At 40.4% G+C, this 18,957-nt stretch carries 19 protein-coding genes and 1 riboswitch; of the genes, 18 read left to right on the top strand and 1 reads right to left on the bottom strand.

Translation table 11 applies throughout. The features are described from left to right. The first annotated feature begins 156 nt into the window (after nt 1-156). The 4 genes from ABOA58_RS14350 to ABOA58_RS14335 all read left to right on the top strand — a co-directional run bounded on the left by ABOA58_RS14350 (nt 157) and on the right by ABOA58_RS14335 (nt 5,545). Nucleotides 157-1,155, top strand: a complete 999-nt coding sequence (locus ABOA58_RS14350; protein WP_350298929.1) for an LLM class flavin-dependent oxidoreductase — start codon at nt 157-159, stop codon at nt 1,153-1,155. 93 nt (nt 1,156-1,248) lie between these two features. Continuing rightward, nucleotides 1,249-2,271: an LLM class flavin-dependent oxidoreductase gene (locus tag ABOA58_RS14345; protein WP_350298928.1), complete on the top strand. Its 1,023-nt coding sequence runs from the start codon at nt 1,249-1,251 to the stop codon at nt 2,269-2,271. A gap of 92 nt (nt 2,272-2,363) precedes the next feature. Next, nucleotides 2,364-4,112, top strand: coding sequence for an aminodeoxychorismate synthase component I (gene pabB / locus ABOA58_RS14340; RefSeq protein WP_350298927.1), 1,749 nt, complete (start codon nt 2,364-2,366; stop codon nt 4,110-4,112). A gap of 101 nt (nt 4,113-4,213) precedes the next feature. Then, nucleotides 4,214-5,545, top strand: coding sequence for a D-serine ammonia-lyase (locus ABOA58_RS14335; RefSeq protein ID WP_350302876.1), 1,332 nt, complete (start codon nt 4,214-4,216; stop codon nt 5,543-5,545). 499 nt (nt 5,546-6,044) lie between these two features. Here the strand turns inward: ABOA58_RS14335 and ABOA58_RS14330 are convergent, their stop codons facing one another. Then, complete coding sequence (locus ABOA58_RS14330; protein ID WP_350298926.1) at nt 6,045-7,439, bottom strand: PLP-dependent aminotransferase family protein; 1,395 nt, start codon at nt 7,437-7,439, stop codon at nt 6,045-6,047. 134 nt (nt 7,440-7,573) lie between these two features. Here ABOA58_RS14330 and pdxS point away from each other — a divergent pair, with 134 nt between their 5' ends. From pdxS to ABOA58_RS14260, 14 genes are all read left to right on the top strand, one after another. Continuing rightward, nucleotides 7,574-8,461 (top strand): pyridoxal 5'-phosphate synthase lyase subunit PdxS, encoded by an 888-nt coding sequence (pdxS, locus tag ABOA58_RS14325; RefSeq protein WP_350298925.1) that lies wholly within the window; start codon nt 7,574-7,576, stop codon nt 8,459-8,461. 1 nt (nt 8,462) lies between these two features. Beyond that, the gene (pdxT, locus tag ABOA58_RS14320) at nt 8,463-9,062 is read left to right on the top strand and encodes a pyridoxal 5'-phosphate synthase glutaminase subunit PdxT (protein WP_260357991.1); all 600 of its coding nucleotides are present in this window, start codon (nt 8,463-8,465) and stop codon (nt 9,060-9,062) included. Nucleotides 9,063-9,218: 156 nt separating this feature from the next. Next, the gene (locus tag ABOA58_RS14315) at nt 9,219-9,965 is read left to right on the top strand and encodes an SDR family NAD(P)-dependent oxidoreductase (RefSeq protein WP_350298924.1); all 747 of its coding nucleotides are present in this window, start codon (nt 9,219-9,221) and stop codon (nt 9,963-9,965) included. A gap of 173 nt (nt 9,966-10,138) precedes the next feature. After that, nucleotides 10,139-10,726: a TetR/AcrR family transcriptional regulator gene (locus ABOA58_RS14310; protein ID WP_350298923.1), complete on the top strand. Its 588-nt coding sequence runs from the start codon at nt 10,139-10,141 to the stop codon at nt 10,724-10,726. A gap of 211 nt (nt 10,727-10,937) precedes the next feature. After that, a complete protein-coding gene (ssuE, locus tag ABOA58_RS14305; protein WP_350298922.1) occupies nt 10,938-11,471 on the top strand; it encodes an NADPH-dependent FMN reductase in 534 nt (177 codons plus the stop codon). A 281-nt stretch (nt 11,472-11,752) separates the two neighbouring features. After that, nucleotides 11,753-11,861, top strand: a riboswitch (SAM riboswitch). Between the two features lie 171 nt (nt 11,862-12,032). Next, nucleotides 12,033-12,176: a YezD family protein gene (locus ABOA58_RS14300; protein WP_072273036.1), complete on the top strand. Its 144-nt coding sequence runs from the start codon at nt 12,033-12,035 to the stop codon at nt 12,174-12,176. 171 nt (nt 12,177-12,347) lie between these two features. Continuing rightward, complete coding sequence (locus ABOA58_RS14295; RefSeq protein ID WP_387549249.1) at nt 12,348-13,052, top strand: phosphoadenylyl-sulfate reductase; 705 nt, start codon at nt 12,348-12,350, stop codon at nt 13,050-13,052. 75 nt (nt 13,053-13,127) lie between these two features. After that, nucleotides 13,128-14,276 carry a sulfate adenylyltransferase gene (gene sat / locus ABOA58_RS14290; protein WP_350298921.1) on the top strand — a complete coding sequence of 383 codons (1,149 nt, stop codon included), beginning with the start codon at nt 13,128-13,130 and terminating at the stop codon, nt 14,274-14,276. A gap of 42 nt (nt 14,277-14,318) precedes the next feature. Beyond that, entirely contained in the window at nt 14,319-14,918 is a 600-nt protein-coding gene (gene cysC / locus ABOA58_RS14285) for an adenylyl-sulfate kinase (RefSeq protein WP_283914658.1), read from the top strand. A gap of 17 nt (nt 14,919-14,935) precedes the next feature. Then, nucleotides 14,936-16,561: a nitrite/sulfite reductase gene (locus ABOA58_RS14280; protein WP_350298920.1), complete on the top strand. Its 1,626-nt coding sequence runs from the start codon at nt 14,936-14,938 to the stop codon at nt 16,559-16,561. Between the two features lie 20 nt (nt 16,562-16,581). Next, nucleotides 16,582-16,797 carry a DUF3906 family protein gene (locus ABOA58_RS14275; protein ID WP_350298919.1) on the top strand — a complete coding sequence of 72 codons (216 nt, stop codon included), beginning with the start codon at nt 16,582-16,584 and terminating at the stop codon, nt 16,795-16,797. 19 nt (nt 16,798-16,816) lie between these two features. Further along, nucleotides 16,817-17,593 (top strand): uroporphyrinogen-III C-methyltransferase, encoded by a 777-nt coding sequence (gene cobA, locus ABOA58_RS14270; protein ID WP_350298918.1) that lies wholly within the window; start codon nt 16,817-16,819, stop codon nt 17,591-17,593. Beyond that, complete coding sequence (locus ABOA58_RS14265) at nt 17,593-18,354, top strand: sirohydrochlorin chelatase (RefSeq protein ID WP_350298917.1); 762 nt, start codon at nt 17,593-17,595, stop codon at nt 18,352-18,354. Before cobA ends, ABOA58_RS14265 begins: the two co-directional genes overlap by 1 nt. After that, entirely contained in the window at nt 18,335-18,949 is a 615-nt protein-coding gene (locus ABOA58_RS14260; RefSeq protein WP_241590770.1) for an NAD(P)-binding protein, read from the top strand. The genes ABOA58_RS14265 and ABOA58_RS14260 overlap by 20 nt, the downstream gene beginning before the upstream one ends. The last annotated feature ends 8 nt before the right edge of the window (nt 18,950-18,957 follow it).

The following is an 18,957-nucleotide window of genomic DNA, read 5'->3' as shown; positions in this document are numbered from 1 at the left end:
AATATACCATTTACTCATACTCCCAAATTTGAATTCAGCTCCTTATATTTTTTGCTAAAGGCCGCAAACTAAAATAACAAAGCAAGCGTTTCAGGCGACTTTCGACTAGTTATGATTTACCATTAAATTACGAAAGACTAGAAAGGAGGTAACAAAATGAAACTTAGCATTTTGGATCAATCACCAATTGCATCAGGACAATCAGCACAAGAAGCCTTACAGGCTTCACTGCAACTCGCACAAGAAGGAGATAGACTTGGTTATAGCAGAATCTGGTTAACTGAACATCATGATCTCCCAGGATTGGCCTGTTCCGTTCCAGAGGTTTTGATAAGCTATATTGGTGCACAAACAAAAAATATCCGAATTGGTTCAGGGGCAGTGCTGCTTCCACATTATAAGCCATACAGGATAGCAGAGACTTATAATATGCTAGCTACACTTTTTCCTGGCCGGATTGATATGGGAATCGGGCGTGCTCCTGGTGGATCTGCCGAAGCAACGATGGCATTATCCGATAATTTTCTTCAGAATGTTTATAAAATGCCTGAACTAGTTCAAGAACTGTTGAATTTTCTAAGAGATGAATTTCCGAATGAACATCCATTTTCAAATGTCTCTGCTGCTCCTATCCCAAAGGTGCCGCCTGAACCATGGATATTGGGAACAAGCGGGAAAAGTGCAAATCTTGCCGCTGAGAATGGGACTGCATACGCGTTTGGTGAATTCATGAGTGAAAATGATGGAGTGCAGAGCTTTCATCAGTACCGTGAACACTTTCAAACAAAAGGGTTGCTTAAAGAACCTAAAACGATCGTTACGGTTTCGGCCATTTGCTCAGAAACGGAGGAACATGCGAAAGAAATTGCCCTTAGCAACATTCTATGGAAAATTCAAAGTGGACAAGGTGGAAGAAAGCAGGTTCCAAGCATAGAAGAGGTAAGGAGCCATGATTGGACTGAAAAAGAAAAAGCACTGATGGAAACGATGCATGAAAAACTGATTTTTGGTACTCCTTCACAAGTGAAGTATCGGCTATACGAGATTCAGGAGAAATATCAAGCAGATGAAATCATGCTGATAACCATCACTCATAAGTTGGAGGATAGGCTTAATTCATTTCGTTTGATTGCCAGGGAAATTCTTAACAGTTAATCCGTTCGAGCATTTTGTGTGCATTTTGTGTGCATTTTCTATATGATGGCTTTGCGTCCAATTTATCATAATTGAAAGAAAGAAGATGAAGATATGAATGCTGATCAACATGCAAAAAAACTTAGCGACATTTCTTTTTCCGTTCTGGACCTGGCTTCAATCGTTGAGGGTGGTACAGTTTCGGGAGCTTTTAAAAATACAGTAGATTTAGCCAAGCATGTGGAGCAATGGAATTATAACCGTTTCTGGGTTGCAGAACACCATAGCATGCCAGGGATCGCAAGCTCTGCAACGTCCGTGCTTATAGGCCATGTTGCGGGAAAGACGGAAAGAATTCGCGTCGGTTCTGGCGGCATAATGCTGCCGAATCATGCACCGCTTGTTATCGCAGAACAATTTGGGACATTGGAAGCAATGTATCCTGGTAGAATAGATTTAGGGCTTGGGCGAGCTCCGGGAAGCGACCAATATACAGCCATGGCACTCAGGGGTGACGTACGTAATAACGGTCAGGATTTTCCTGAACAATTGGCGCAGCTCCGCAGTTATTTAGATGCGAATTCCAAACATAATCGTGTTCGCGCCATCCCTGGCGAAGGACAGGATATCCCGATTTGGCTGCTTGGTTCAAGCGGCTTCAGTGCAGCATTATCAGCACAGCTGGGATTGCCATTTTCATTTGCAAGTCATTTTTCCCCTGAAAATACTCAACCAGCTTTAGCCCGTTACCGCAATAATTTCCAACCATCCGACGTTCTCGATAAACCTTATGTCATGGTTGGTGTCAATGTTTTTGCAGCTGATACTACAGAAGAAGCGCAAAGGATTGCTACATCTTATCAACAGCAGTTCTTGAATTTGATACGGAACACGCCCGGTCAACTTGCTCCTCCAGTTGATACAATGGAAGGCCTTTGGACAGAATATGAAAAGGCCATTGTCATGAAGCAGCTGAACGCTTCCATCATAGGAAATCCAAAAGAGGTTAAAGAGCAGTTGCAGGCATTTTTAAATGAAACGCAGGCGGACGAAATGATTATAAACTCTGCCATTTATGATCAGGTTGCACGACTTCGTTCTTATGAAATCATTGCAGAGGTTACTGGAATGAAATAAGTGTCAAAGAATGAGCTTGCAGATTCCGTGTCTGCAAGCTTTTTTATAAAATACATACCGATTTACTTCATAAACAAAGTTAGGAGACAAGAATGAAACGAGAAGATCCTTTATCATTAATATTTCACTTCACAGATAAACAAGGTGACAGCAGGCCTCTATATTTTACGAACCCGAAAAAAGTGTTCACCGCCCATTCAATTGAGGATGTCATTCCCCAATTCCAAAAAGTCCAGGAAGCGATAGAACAGGGGCATTATGCAGCGGGATACGTTTCCTATGAAGCGGCACCTGCTTTTGAAAAATCTTTTAAAGTAAAAGATGGAGCCAAAATGCCATTATTATGGTTCGGGATTTTCGATAAACCGGAAGAAGAATTACCTGAAAAAATGACAGGGGCTTTTAATTTAGCTGAATGGCAATCAGAAACGAATTCACATAACTATCATTCCGGGTTTCAAATGATAAAATCGGAAATCGAGAAAGGCAATACGTATCAAGTCAATTACACGATGCGTTTGCAATCCAGGTTCGAAGGAGATGACTTCGCTTTCTTTGATCGCTTGAAGAGAGCTCAACGCTCGAACTATAGTGCATATTTGAATGTGGGGACACATCGAATCCTATCTGCATCACCCGAGTTGTTTTTCCGTTGGGAAGATGGTCAGCTGATTACTCGGCCAATGAAAGGAACGGTAAAGCGGGGAACGACACTGAAAATGGATCAGCTTAATGCAGACTGGTTAGCAGCCTCGGAAAAGAATCAAGCAGAAAACTACATGATTGTGGACCTGCTCAGAAATGATTTGGGAATGATTGCAGAACCAGGAAGCGTCAAGGTTCCACAGCTTAAGGCAATTGAAAAATATCCGACCGTTTGGCAAATGACATCCACGATTACGGCCGATACGAATCCAGGAACAACAATCATTGATATATTCAGGGCTCTTTTTCCTTGTGGATCGATAACAGGGGCACCTAAAATTAAAACGATGGAAATCATCGCTGATATCGAGAATTCACCACGGGAAGTTTATTGCGGTGCAATCGGGTTCATCACCCCTGAATCCGAAGCCGTTTTTAATGTGCCGATTCGTACGGTCGTGATCGATAACGAAACCGGGAAAGCCGAGTATGGGGTAGGAGGTGGAATCACTTGGGATTCCGAGCTATCTGAAGAATATGACGAAGCGTTTTTAAAAGCCAAATTATTGACGGTGGAAAGGCCTGCTTACAAACTATTGGAATCGATGAAGCTCAGCGATGGCGAATATTATTTGTTGACTGATCATATCGATCGGATGAAACAATCCGCTGATTACTTCGATTACCGGTTCCCTGAATTGAATCTTAGAGATCAACTCCAAAAGTATGCGGATATGAATCAAGGGACGTTACAAAAGGTAAGGGTATTACTTCATGAAAATGGTGAAATTGAAGTCTCTGGACAAGCAATCAAGCCCATTGAATCAGAATTTACGGCTATCTTGGCTGAAACTCCAATATCAAGTGCAAATCCATTTCTATTTCATAAGACCACCAATCGTGATGTATATGAAGGCTTTCAAATGAATAATCCTGACTTCCATGATGTTTTGCTTTGGAATGAAGAAGGATTCATCACGGAATTCACGAACGGAAATGTGGTGGTGAAGATAAATGGTGAACTCTATACCCCTCCGGTGGAAGCAGGTCTGCTTGCTGGAACATTTCGTCAAGACTTGATCAGGAAGAAGGAAATCATGGAAAAACCCATTTCAAAGGCTGACCTTAATAACGCTGAGGAAATTTGGTTTATTAATAGTGTGCGAGGGAAATTAAAAGTGAATTTGACTTTCTAAGCTGATTATTCGTAAAAAAGTGAAAATTGTAATCTTTATCGCAGTTTGTTGAGTTATAGTAGAAGATGAAAACTACATTTCCGGGAGGGACTGCTGTGGAGATGCATAAAATCGCAGGTTTATCGATCATGGATTGGAAAGCGAAAGATCCTATACTTAATAATGTGATAAAGATGAACGAAGTCTTCTGGACGAATCCAGATTACGGTAACAAGCAAGAAAACCCAATCGTCCAAGCTGAACAAGTTAAATCTGCTGAAGAAAGATTAAATAGATTTGCCAATTATATAATTAAAGCCTTTCCAGAAACCGAACCAATGGAGGGGATCATTGAATCACCACTAGTCGAGATTCCTTCCATGCAAAAAAACTTGGAAAAATCCTATGGAACTAAAATGGCTGGGAAACTTTTGCTGAAATGTGACAGTCATTTACCAATATCAGGTTCCATCAAGGCTCGCGGAGGTATTTATGAGGTCTTAAAACGTGCTGAGGAAATAGCAATGAAGCATGGTGGTTTAAAACGGACTGATAATTATGGGATACTTGCGAGCGATGAATACAAAGAGCTTTTTTCAAAATATTCGATTGCAGTCGGTTCAACCGGCAATTTAGGAATGAGTATTGGAATAATAAGCGCTAAGCTGGGATTCAAAGTAACGGTCCATATGTCGGCAGATGCCAAACAGTGGAAAAAGGATAAATTAACAAGTCTTGGAGTCATTGTAAAGGAATATGATGATGATTATAGTAAAGCTGTAGAAGAAGGCCGTAATGAAGCATCACTTGATCCCGATTGCCATTTTATTGATGATGAAAATTCAATGGATCTACTGCTAGGTTATGCGACAGCTGCAACGCGCCTGAAGAAACAACTGAAAGATATGTCCATACCAGTAGACGAAGATCACCCTTTGTTTGTGTACCTGCCATGCGGAGTCGGCGGCGGGCCCGGTGGTATTACATATGGGCTCAAGTTAGCCTTTGAAGATGATGTACATTGTTTTTTTGCAGAGCCGACACATTCACCATGCATGACGCTCGGATTGATGACAGGCCTTCATGACAAAATCTCGGTGCAGGACTTTGGCATCGATAATAAGACGGAAGCTGATGGTCTTGCTGTCGGAAGGCCTTCAGAATTGGTTTCCCGTATGATGACGACCATGTTAAGCGGCAGCTATACCATAGAGGATAAAAGGTTATTCGATCTGCTCAGGGGAATGGCAGAGACGGAAGGTCATTATTTAGAGCCATCTGCCCTCGCAGGAGCATTGGGTCCGGTACAACTTTTTAAAGCTCCAGAAGGAAAGAAATATCTCATGGACCAAAAACTGGTGGATAAAATGAACCAGTCCACGCATATCATCTGGGCGACCGGCGGGAGCATGGTGCCAAAGGATATGATGGACCAGTATTTATCTAAAAGGTAAAAAATGTTCACTAGAGTTAATTTATCAGACTGTAGACAAACTCGAAGAAAAGCGAGTTTGCCTGCAGTTTTTTATTGAAAAAACGTCTCAGTTGTTTCAGCCAAAGCAGTTTTTCGACCTTGACCACACATCATTCGACCGTTCACGCAGTTTATTCGACCCACACCGTGCTTTATTCGACTGTTCACCCATTTTATCCGATCCACACCGCACATTATTCGACCGTTCACCGTATTATTCGGACCCCGTGCATTCATTTTGCGGTCATATATTGAAACCGTTCCCTTCCGCCAACTTCCTGCCTCGCCTCATCAAAGCAAGCATTTAGGCGGGTCTCGGCTAGCCAGCATTCGGCAAGAGTGTAGGTTCAATCTGTTGTGGTTTCATTCCAAATAAAAGTATTGGTTAAAATCATGAAAGGGAATTAGGAAAAGACCATTCCGAACCCCATTTTGTCGACAAACTTAAAGAAGTTCACGAAAGTGAACTTCTTTTTTCTTTATAAACCCCATGAGTTCAATAAAAGGTGAATGGCTTTTTCCAATTCGGATTCAGGGATCCCTGCAAAGCCCAATATGATTTTTGGAGGATGTTCGTCAATTTTTTCGATCGAATATGTCGATAAGCCATAAATTTTAATATGGTCTTCATTTGCCTTTTGAATAAGTGTCTGTTCATCCATGCCGTTCTTAACGATGAGGACGATATGCAATCCTGAACGCTCTCCAATGATTTTTATTTGTTGATGGGGTTTAAACAGCTCGATCACTTTATCCAACTTGCGACGGTACACTTTCCTCATCCGATTCAAATGCTTTTCAAAATCCCCTTCCTTCATGAACTGTGTCAATACATGCTGATCAATCCGAGAAACGGTTGAATGGTAAAAAGATAATTCCTGTTGATGCATTTGTAACAATGGAGCGGGAAGAACCATATAACTGATTCGAATTGATGGCATCAATGATTTTGAAAATGACCCTAAATAAATCACCTTATCACTAGCATCCATACTTTGTAAGGAAGGGATTGTTTTTCCACTATAACGAAATTCACTATCATAATCGTCTTCGATAATATAGCGGTTTGCAGCCCCTTGAGCCCAGTTCAACAATCGCGTCCGTCTGTTAACGGATAGGATTGTCCCATTGGGGAAGTGATGTGAGGGAGTGACATACACGACGTCGATGTTTGAATCTTCAATTTGGTTCACCTTTACGCCTTCTTCATCAATTTGCAGTGGATGGACTTCATTTGGGTAGCTTCGTAAAATCCGGTGAATCAAGTGATACCCAGGATCTTCAACACCATAGATGGCATTTTTATCGAATAGAAGGACAAGCTGCTGCAATAAAATTTCCATTCCTGCACCAATGATAATCTGTTCGGGAACACAGCGTACACCACGTGCATGATACAAATAATGGGCAATTTCACATCGTAATTCATATTCCCCTTGAGAATCCCCAAGTAAAAGAAGATCTTGATGTGATTCATCGATTTTGCTTTTCATGTATTTTCTCCATTTTTCAAATGGGAAGTGTTCTGTGTCAATTTGGCTGGGATGAAAATGATATAGCAATTCCCCTTCTTTATGATTGATTTGTTCCACTGATACTTGGTTAGTTTGTGTATACTCTAAATCCTCGAATGTTTGAATATAGTACCCTTTTCTTGGTATGACTTCAACGTATCCTTCAGCAGTCAATTGTTCATATGCAGTCTCGACAGTATTTTGACTTATTTGCAGGAACTCTGCCAATTTCCGTTTGGAAGGCAGTTTTGTGCCGTAAAGAAGACGGCCATCAATGATTTCTTTTTTAATATATGAATATAATTGTTCGTACAAAGGTACTTCACTTAACCGATTTAAATCGCAAGAAAGCATATTCATTTTGTTTCCACCTTTTTTTATAAATTTACTGACCCTATTAAATTTATTAAAACTGACACTTTCAATGCGGTCAACTCTTTTTTATACTAAGTCTAACAAATCTAAAAAATGCAAATATTAGGGGGAAGAGAAAAATGGAAAAATTATTAGGAACTGACACAGTAAAAAGAGGAATGGCACAAATGCAAAAGGGTGGCGTAATCATGGACGTCATTAACGCAGAACAAGCAAAAATCGCAGAAGCATCAGGTGCTGTGGCTGTCATGGCATTGGAAAGGGTTCCTTCCGACATCCGTGCGGCTGGCGGCGTAGCAAGAATGGCAGATCCGCGAATTGTAGAGGAAGTAATGAATGCAGTGTCCATCCCGGTCATGGCTAAAGCAAGGATTGGTCATATCGTTGAATCAAGGGTCCTGGAATCCATGGGAGTGGATTATATCGATGAAAGTGAAGTGCTGACTCCTGCTGATGAAGAATACCATATTCTAAAAAGTGATTTCACCGTACCTTTCGTTTGTGGCTGCCGTGATTTAGGTGAAGCTGCACGCCGTATTGGTGAAGGAGCATCAATGCTTCGTACAAAAGGAGAACCAGGAACGGGTAATATTGTGGAAGCTGTGCGTCATATGAGAAAGGTACAGTCACAAATTCGTAAAGTGAGCATCATGAGTGATGATGAATTAATGACAGAGGCAAAAAATCTTGGAGCCCCTTATGAAATTTTAAGAGAAATCAAACGCACAGGTAAATTGCCTGTAGTTAATTTTGCAGCCGGTGGAATTGCGACTCCAGCAGATGCAGCATTGATGATGGAATTGGGAGCAGATGGCGTTTTCGTTGGATCTGGTATTTTTAAATCTGAAACTCCAGAAAAATTCGCATCGGCAATCGTTCAAGCGACTACATATTTCACTGATTATGAATTGATTGGCAAGTTGTCCAAAGAGTTAGGCAGTGCAATGAAAGGAATTGATATTTCCAAACTAGCTCCGGCAGAACGGATGCAGGAACGTGGATGGTAATATGATAACTATCGGTGTTTTGGGTTTACAGGGAGCAGTTGAAGAACACTTGAATCAAATCAAAGCTGCCGGCGAACAAGCAGTTATAGTAAAAAAGCCGGAGCAGTTGCTAGAAATCGATGGCTTGATCATTCCAGGCGGAGAAAGCACGACGATGAGGAAACTAATGGATCGCTATGGATTTATGGAACCGGTCAAAACTTTCTTCGAAGATAAAAAACCAATTTTCGGTACATGTGCAGGGATGGTATTAGCGGCCAATGAATTGACTGGCGATGAGAAGGCCTATCTTGGACTAATGGACATTTCCGTGAAAAGGAACGGATTTGGACGTCAAAAGGATAGTTTCGAGGCTGAACTATCAATCAAAGGAATGGAAACCCCTTATAAGGCAGTTTTCATCCGGGCGCCATTTGCTGATGGAATTGGAGAAGGTGTAGAAGTATTGGCTGTTTATGAAGAGAATGTAGTGGCTGCGAGACAAGACCATGTCCTCGTTAGTGCGTTTCATCCAGAATTAACAGGTGATGATCGTTTTATGCAGCTTTTCATTGAAATGGTGAAGACATCCATAAGTAAGGCCGAATTGAAAACCTGTTAAAAAAATGAAGCTGTCCTAGTAATAGGACAGCTTTACTTATGAAAGCTCAAAACCCTATATAAATACATATTGCTTGAATTAAATATTCCTTACTTTTATAATAAAAAAAAGTAAGTAAACACTTACTATATTTTTAGTGTTGAAAGGGGAATGTACATGACAGCAAGAGTTGCAGTTATTACAGGAGGAGCAAGCGGTATTGGCCGGGCCACATGCTTGAAATTTGCAGCAAAAGGGGACAAGGTCGTTGTTGCGGATTTTAATGAAGGAATGGGACAGGAAACCGTTGAACAGATTACAGCGTATGGCGGAGAGGCCATTTTTGTAAAAACGGATGTTTCTAAGCAGGAAGATGTTGAATCCTTAATCAATAAAGCAGTGGAAACATTCGGAAGGATCGATATCATGTTTAATAATGCCGGCATCGGTGCAGGCGGTATGATCCTCGATCAAGATATGGAGGGTTACTTCAAAACGATTGGAGTGAATCAGCACGGAGTTGCCTTTGGAATCATGGCAGCAGGACGGAAAATGAAGGAGCTAGGTAACAAGGGTGTCATTATTAATACGGCTTCTGTGTTTGGTTACTTAGCTTCCCACGGAACCTTTGCCTATCAGGCGACTAAAGGAGCTGTAAGAATGATGACACAGACAGCTGCTTTGGAATTAGGTGCTTATGGCATACGGGTAGTGGGCATTGCGCCAGGCGGGGTTGACACTCCTATCATTCAAGGCTATAAAGATATGGGAATCATCGATAAATTGAATGCAAGTCAAATGCGCGGTAAATTAATTAAGCCAGAAGCCGTTGCAAATGCCGTCTATCTATTATCTTTAGAGGAAGCGGATGCGATCAATGGAAGTGTAGTCATGGTCGATGATGGCTATGCATCCTTTAAGTGATTTTCTCTATAAGAAAACATCGTCCCAATCAGACGATGTTTTCTATTTATGATATATGGGAATATTGAATTCTAATGAATCAAAGGTAATATTGACCGATTGATACCATCGGGATATCATGGAAAATAGATTGGTGAAACCGGTCTTATCATTATAAAAGAAGGTTGATATTTTTGAAAAAAGGGCAGCAAACGAAAGAACGAATCATAAATGTAGCCCGGACTCTTTTTGCCACTAAAGGTTTTGACATGACAAGAACGAATGAAATTGCCTCTGCTTGCAATGTTTCCGAAGCTACTATTTACAAATACTTTGACAGCAAAAAAGATTTGCTATTGGCTACCATTACCCCTGATGAGAAAGAGGAATCTGAAGATGGGACTAGCCATCTATCTACGGATGATCTAGTGGAGAATCATGTTTGCACCATGATAAATAAAATTCTTGATAATAAAGAACAGTTTTCGATACTATTCAGGGAAACACAATTTGATCAAGATATTTCTAAGCAATATGTAGATCAGATTTTCAAGCCGAATGCCAGGCATATTGAAATACAGAAGAGAATAGATAGTGGTGAGATACAGTATATCTCTGATATTATCCTATTTAATGTAGGGATCATTTCTTTCACATTGGCATTATCTACACATTATGAGATCCATCAGCAGAAAAAGGAGCCATATTTTACTTCTGAACGAATTAAGAGCATTGCTCAACTTTTGGTATATGGTATTCATGGCAAACAAAAACATACATAATGAAACGGTCATATTTGCGGCTTGATGCTCAAGCCCTTCAATATGACCGTTTTATTTTCCTTAAGATCCGATGGAGTAAACTTGAAAATTTTTTAAACCAGAGTGTAAGATTTGACTTATATTTTTCAGACTATTACGATAAATGCATGCTGTACGAAATGCTTACGAAGATTTTATCTTGAAATCATGTAATATTGGAGGGGGAGATTAAATGACCGATATCGTAATTTTATCAGGAAGTCCGGCTATTCCGTCCAGAACGGACATTTCACTAAAACATATTCAATCATTAGTCGAAAACGAAGGTTTTACCACAGCTTATTTCTCAATTACGGATTTCTCAGCAGATGATTTATTCCAAGGAAAATATAATAGCGAAGATATCTTAAAGCTTTCAGAGAAAATTCAAGCAGCTAGAGGTGTCATTATTGGTTCACCGGTTTATAAGGCTTCTTATACAGGTGTATTGAAGGCCTTGATCGATTTGCTGCCAGAAGGTGCTTTTAAGGGTAAGCCAGTACTGCCAATCATGATTGGCGGAAGTAACAGGCATCTATTGGCGATTGACTATGCACTTAAACCATTAATTTCAATATTAAAAGGCGAGCCGCTGCAGGGGATTTATTTCGTTGATAAAGAAATAGATAAACAGAATTCAGAAAACCCGATAAATGATTTGCATTTAATTGATCGCGTCCAGAGTCAAGTTCAAGAATTTGTAGAAGCGATACAGTTAAGAAATTAATGAATTCGAGTAATTCCTTCTATAAAAAGGACTGGAATTCGAGAAATTATTTTTTCAAAGAATGACAGGCGCCAATAATAGGTTTGTTAATGAAAATAGACTCATTTTTTTGGATGCTTTATCTAAAAAGACGAGTCTATTTTCGTATTTACATGAACATAAAATCATAATCGGAATAGTGTGTATAAAAATAACAGTTCATCCATAATATTAAACCAAGTTATTTTATAAGAAAACTCCATTGACAAGGATTAAATATATGTTAATATTTAAAATAATAAAACTTATCCAGAGCGACGGAGGGAATTGGCCCTTTGAAGTCCAGCAACCTGCATGATCGATGCAAGGTGCTACCTCCAACAAAATGTTGATCATTTTGGAAGATAAGGTAAAGATATTTACCTTGGGATCTTTCCATCATGGAAAGATTTTTGTTTTTTGGGAAAGTTGTAGGCAAACCATAACAATGTAAGGTTGTTTGGAATTATATAAATCTAAGAAATTCATTGAATCAGCGGTGAAAATAAGAAATTCGCGGATTTTCTTAAAGGAGGAACAGGCTTGGATAAAGAGAATCAGCTTGAAGAAATATTTGAACGACTTCAAGAAATGCTTAATTCTATGAAATATGGATCCATTACACTTATTGTCCAGGATGGTAAAATCATTCAAATGGAAAGAAATGAAAAATTAAGAATTAAATAAGGTATCTGCTGACTAGAAAAACTAGAGGCGGGTTTAACTGATATAAAGAGAGTATTGGTTAGATTCGTCTCTTTTTTCCTAGAGTCAAACAATTACAACGGGCATTGATCAACAGTTACTCTAACCTGATACAGCAAGTTTTTAGAGGGGGCTACAAAGTTGGCTGCATTAATAAACTATGAAAATTTCAACACTGGGGATTTCCCTGTATTTCCCGAAGACAGTGAGACAAAAGGTGCTTTGGAAGTTCTGCAATGGGCGAATGACCATTATGGAAACGAACTGATTTATGCTTGCAGTTTTGGCATAGAAGGCATCGTGCTTACGGATTTATTGGCGAAGGTCAATCCTTCTGCCAAAATAGTTTTCCTTGATACAGATGTTCATTTTGAGGAAACTTATCAATTGATCGAGCAAGTGAAAAAGCGATATCCAAAGCTTTCGATCGAAATGAAGAAACCTGCCTTGACGCTAGAGGAACAAGCAGCGGAATATGGGGATGAATTATGGGTTAGAGATTCAAATAAGTGCTGTAATATCCGTAAAATCATTCCGCTTACCGATGTGCTTTCAACGGCAACAGCATGGCTTTCGGGACTGCGGAGGGAGCAATCCGAAACAAGGGCTTTAACCGAGTATATCAATAAGGATAATAAGTTCAAGTCAGTTAAAATATGTCCACTCATACATTGGACATGGAAAGATGTTTGGCGCTACGCCCACAAAAACGGACTTCCATATAATATCCTGCATGATAATGGATATCCGAGCATTGGATGTAAAACATGTACAGCACCAGCCTTCAATGCAGATGATTTACGCTCTGGCCGTTGGCAAGGAGCTCAAAAAACGGAATGCGGATTGCATTTATCTTAAATAAATAAAAACCATAGGCTTAAATAAATAAAAACCATAGGCTTAAATAAATAGAAACCATAGGGGGAAATTAGCATGACAATCAGTTTACCGCACGGAGGAACATTAATCGATCTTTGGGAACCAAATTATGATATTAGTAAAATAACAAAGTCAATCGAAATCGATCAAATTGCTTTAAGTGATCTTGAATTGATAGGCACTGGTGCCTACAGTCCAATTAAAGGATTCTTTACAAAAAGTGACTACGAGACAGTGGTCAAGGATTTGAGGCTTAGCAGCGGTCATGTATGGAGCATCCCAATTACGCTTCCTTTGACCGAAGAAACTGCAGAAACCCTTACTATAGGTGAAGAAGTAACGTTGACTCATGAAGGTGAAACATACGGGGTTCTCTCCGTTTCCGATATTTACACGCCAGATAAGCAATTGGAAGCGACATTAGTATATCAAACGGATGATGAGAAGCATCCTGGAGTGAAAAATTTATATAACCGCGGTGATGTATATGTCGGTGGGGAAATAAAGTTGATCAAGAGAATAGAGCGTCCGCAGTTTCAAGCTCACTATTTGGACCCAGTCGAGACAAGGAAAGCTTTTGCTGAAAAAGGCTGGGAAACGGTTGTCGGCTTCCAAACGAGGAACCCTGTTCACCGTGCACATGAATACATTCAAAAGACAGCATTGGAGATAGTCGACGGCTTATTCTTAAACCCTCTTGTAGGTGCCACCAAATCAGATGACATTCCGGCAGATGTAAGAATGGAAAGCTATAAAGTGCTGCTTGAAAAATATTATCCTAAGGATCGCGTCTCCCTTGCAGTTTTCCCTGCTGCCATGCGTTATGCAGGACCTAGGGAAGCCATTTTCCATGCGATGGTCCGTAAAAATTATGGTTGCACACATTTTATCGTCGGACGTGATCATGCGGGTGTGGGCGATTATTATGGAACATATGATGCTCAAAAAATCTTTGGGAATTTCAACGCAGATGAGTTAGGGATCACGCTATTATTCTTTGAACATAGCTTTTACTGTAAAGCATGTGGCAATATGGCTTCCGCTAAAACTTGTCCGCATGGCAAGGAAGACCATGTCATCCTGTCTGGAACGAAGGTAAGGGAAATGCTGCGTAACGGAGAAATTCCTCCAGCTACCTTTAGCCGTAAAGAAGTCATCGAGGTGTTGATTGAAGGTCTAAAAAAGAATGAAGTTTATAACTGATCGGACATAAATTGAAGGATCACATGAAGAGGGGGATTTTTAATGAGTAAAAGTACGAATGTCACTTGGCATGAAACGTCATTGACCAAGGAGCTCCGCCGGAAGCAGAACGGCCATGAAAGCACAGTTCTATGGTTCACTGGTCTCTCGGGCTCCGGAAAATCGACGATTGCGAATGCAGTCGCTAAAGAGTTATATAATCGGAATATTCGAAGTTATGTTTTGGATGGTGATAATATCCGTCATGGTTTGAATAAAGATTTAGGTTTTTCTGAAGAGGACAGAACCGAGAATATTAGGCGAATCGGTGAGGTTTCCAAGTTATTCGTGGATAGTGGGCAGTTCGTATTGACCGCCTTCATATCACCTTTCAGGGCAGATCGGCAGATTGTACGTGATTTACTTGAAGAAGGGGAGTTTATTGAAGTATACATAAAGTGTCCAATCGAAGAGTGCGAAGTGCGTGATCCTAAAGGTCTTTATGACAAGGCGCGTAAGGGAATCATTAAAGATTTTACCGGAATCGACTCTCCTTACGAAGAACCTGAACAACCGGAAATCATTTTAGAATCCGACCAATACAGCATTGAAGAGTGCGTTGAACAGGTAATCGGTTATTTGTCAGCAAAGAAAGCGATTTAATCAAGGAGGATAATATAATGGTTTACGAGAAATTTTGGTCGGAAAATCCACTAATCGCTAAAAATAAAACGGAAGTCTGGAAATTGGAAAAAGACGGCTTGAAGATATTTGATGATATTCCACATTACGCAGCAAATGGTTTTGATTCCATCCCTAAGGAAAATTGGGATATGTTCAAGTGGGCAGGTCTCTACCTGCAACGGCCAAAAGAAGCTGGTTATTGGATGATGCGTGTCGTTATTCCCGGCGGTATCCTGACTTATGATCAACAAATTACGCTGGCAAACATCGCTAAAGATTACGGGAGGGGTGTATATGACATTACAACCCGTCAAGCCATTCAATTCCATTGGTTGACCATTGAACAAGTCCCGGATATCTTAAATCGTTTGGAAAAGGTTGGAATGACTACGGCTGGTGCTTGTGGTGATATCACACGCAATATCATCGGGAATGCATTGGCAGGCATCGATCCTGACGAACTTTTCGATACACGCGAGGTTCTATATGATGTATTTGAGTATTTCCGCCTTAACGAAGACTATTCGAACCTTCCTAGGAAATATAAAATGTCCATAAGTGCTAATATCCATAATGCATCAAATGCTGAAATCAACTGCGTTTCTTTCAATCCAGCAACTAAAGAAATTGATGGAGTAACGGAAGTTGGTTTTCACGTAAAAGTAGGCGGTGGGCTGTCCTCCGTTCCGATGCTGGCAGAGGAACTTGATTTATTCATTTTACCTGAAAAAACAGTCGAAGTAGCGGCAGCCATCACGACGATATTCCGTGACTTCGGGTACCGTGAAAAACGTCATCGCTCACGATTGAAATTCCTTGTCGCTGATTGGGGTCCTGAACAATTCAAGGAAAAGCTGCTGGAATACACCGGTCCGCTTCCTGAAAAGGGTGAAAGTGCGGTGGAGGGATGGAATGCAGGTTATTTCTACGGCATCCATAAACAAAAACAAGATGGTCTGAACTATGTTGGAGTCAATATACCAGTTGGTCGCCTAAACCCAGACGAAGTGATCGAGTTTGCCGAACTTGCGAAGAAATATGGAAATGGTGAAATCCGAAACTGTAATTCTCAAAATCTTATCATTCCAAATGTGCCGGATGCAAAACTTGAGGAATTAAAACAGGAATCCATCTTTGAAAGATTTCCATACCACCCAAAAAAATTCATTGGTTATTCCGTTTCTTGTACAGGCATCGAGTATTGCAACCTGGCACTCGTTGAAACAAAAGAACGAATGAGGACCATTTCTGAATCATTGGACAAGGAAATAGATCTCGATGTTCCTGTAAGGATGCATATGGTCGGTTGTCCGAATAATTGCGGTCAAAGAGCCATCGCCGAAATTGGCCTGCAAGGCATAAAAATGAAAAACCAGGACAAAAAGATGGTCGAGGCTTTTGAAATATACGTCGGTGGAACGCTGAATGAGGGCGGGAAATTCAATGAAAAACTTAAAGGGAAAGTGGAAGCTGAAAAGCTCTATCATGTTCTGAAAGAACTGATTCTATTTTTCAAAGAAACAAAACTTCTATCGGAAACCTTTCTTGATTTTGTGGAAAGGGTAGGGATATCCGAGTTACAAAGTAAGCTTGATGATATATTAACGGAAGTGGCCGTTTAATAGGGGAAGGTAAGCAATCGATGAATCTATACCGTTTTGAAGTCACTATCAAGGAACAACCGATTCATGTCATCATTGTTGCCGATTCAGATGAAAAGGCGTTTGAACTTGTTGATATCGAGTTGGAAAAGCATTATTTGAAAATGCCTGAAGTGGATGACATCTCATTATACGAAAAAAAGAAAATTAAAAATGGAGCAGGTTTCGTTTTATCGGAATTCGAAACGATTCTCTAAGGGAAGGCAGGTTGCAAAAATGGGGAAAGTATATCTAGTAGGAGCCGGTCCCGGAGATCCAGATTTAATTACATTAAAAGGATTAAAATGCATTCAAGAAGCTGATGTCATTTTATATGATAGACTTGTCAATAAAGAACTTTTGAATCATGCAAAAGACGGTGTCGAGCTGATTAATTGCGGTAAACTTCCGGATTATCATTTGTTGCAACAGGATACCATCAATCGGTTCCTGGTCAAATATGCAAAAAAGGGAAAAGTGGTCACCCGTTTGAAGGGCGGCGATCCATTCGTCTTTGGCAGAGGCGGGGAGGAAGCTGAAGCCCTCGCCAAAAGTGGCGTGAGCTTTGAAATCGTACCAGGCATTACGGCCGGAATCGCCGCTACAGCTTATGCGGGAATTCCAGTTACACACAGGGACCACGCTTCATCTTTTGCAATTGTTACCGGTCATCGGAAAAAGGATGAAGAGGATAATATCAAGTGGGAATCCCTTGCCAAAGGTATCGATACACTAGCCATTTACATGGGTGTTAAAAACCTGCCATATATTCAAGGGAAACTTTTGGAACATGGAAAAAATCCAGAGACTCCGGTAGCCCTTATCCATTGGGGGACATTAACAACGCAAAGAACAGCTGTCAGTACGTTGGCTAATGTAGTGGAAACCGCCAATAACGAACAGATTTCCAATCCTTGCATGATAGTCGTGGGCGATGTCGTTAATTTACGGGAAAAAATTAAATGGTTTGAAGGAAAACAAACCGAAAATTTGTTGGCGAATGAGGCCTTTTAATGGAAGCCATTTTATATATTTGCCATGGAAGCCGCGTTAAAGAAGCTTCAGCCCAAGCCATTGATTTTATTAAAGTTTGTATGCAAGCACAGCCAAATTCCATTCAGGAGCAATGCTTCTTGGAATTGGAAACTCCTACGATAGAAGAGGCCTACGAACGATGCGTGCAAAAAGGTGCGACGAGAATCATCGCCATTCCAGTTCTATTGCTAACGGCTGTACATGCAAAACATGATATTCCGGTCATTTTGAACAAAATGAAAGAACGGTACCCTGCCGTTGAATTGAAATATGGGAGACCGATTGGTGTCAGTGATAAAATGGTTGACATTTTAGTGGAACGGTTGGAGGAAACAAATGTAAGGGTTTCGGAGGATTCCTTGGTTTTATTGGTTGGAAGGGGCAGCAGCGATCCCGACGTGAAAAGAGATTTGTCTCGATTGGCTGATTTGCTAAGGAACAGGTTTCCTAAAATCCGTGTGCAAGAGTGTTATTTGACAGCTGCCACACCAAGCTTTGGAGAAGCATTGGAATTTGCAGGGGAATCTCGATCAAACCAAGTATTTATCATTCCTTACCTATTGTTTACCGGTCTCTTAATGCAGTCGATTGAAAATAGTATAAAAAAGAACCAAAAAAAGGGGAAGCAAAAAATCATACTTTGCCGATATCTAGGTTATCATCCAAAGATTGAACAAGCAATATCGGAACGAATTCATGAAGTGAGTGGGGAGGGAGCCTATGTATCCAATTACGCTTAATATTGAGAACAGAAAGTGTGTCATCATCGGCGGTGGTAAAATAGGTTACTTTAAAGCGGGCCCCTTATTGGAAGCTGGTGCCGAAGTGACCGTCGTAAGCCCCGAGATATGCACGGGTTTTCAACTGTTGGAGAAAGAAGGTAAGATTCGAGTCTTACTTAAAGAAGTGGAAGAAACTGACTATAAAGATGCGTTTTTAATCATTGTTGCTACAAATTCTACTGAAGTTAATGAACGAGTGTACGAGAATGCATCCCAAAGTCAGCTGGTGAACGTAATCAGCAATCATGAGCTGGGTAACTTTCATATACCGGCCACATTGAATAGAGGCATGCTTTCCATTAGTGTTTCTACCAATGGAGCAAGTCCAACTCTCGCAAAAAAAATTCGGAATGACCTAGGTAAAGTATATGATGAATCTTATGAAGATTATCTTGAATTCCTTTTCGAAGCAAGGATGATCATTAAAAGTGGTTCCTTTTCAAAAGAGGAAAAATCTAAGTTATTGAAAGATTCAATAGAGGATATTTATAAATATTCCCTAAAAGAAAGATATCGTTTCTTAGCTAGGCTTATGCCAGTAGAAGCTGAATAAAAAAATAT

Source organism: Peribacillus frigoritolerans (assembly GCF_040250305.1).
Classification (GTDB): domain Bacteria; phylum Bacillota; class Bacilli; order Bacillales; family DSM-1321; genus Peribacillus.
This window is presented reverse-complemented; position numbering and strand designations above follow the sequence as displayed.